This is a genomic window from Kitasatospora sp. NPDC048296, from assembly GCF_043201815.1.
Taxonomy (GTDB): domain Bacteria; phylum Actinomycetota; class Actinomycetes; order Streptomycetales; family Streptomycetaceae; genus Kitasatospora.
Map to the genome: position 1 here is coordinate 235433 of NZ_JBICZB010000005.1, position 315 is coordinate 235747.

Consider the following 315-nt stretch of genomic DNA (forward strand, 5'->3'; position numbering starts at 1 on the left):
ACCCCGCCCCCCCCCCCCCCCCCCCGCCCCCCGCCCCCCCCCCCCCCCCCCCCCCCCCCCCCCCCCCCCCCCCCCCCCCCCCCCCCCCCCCCCCCCGCCGATCGAGGTTTCGGCGGCGTACCACCTGTTCGAGGCGGCGTCGAGAATTCCTCGACATCCGCGATCACCGCCGGGTCGGCCCGTACCTCCGGCGCCACAATGGCCGCGAGGTCGTGACCTTTCGCGCGAGCGCTCGGACGGTTCGGAGTGTTGGGGGGGGGGGGGGGGGGGGGCGGCGGCCCCCCCGCGCCGCTAAGGGCGGGGGGGGGGAGCGGG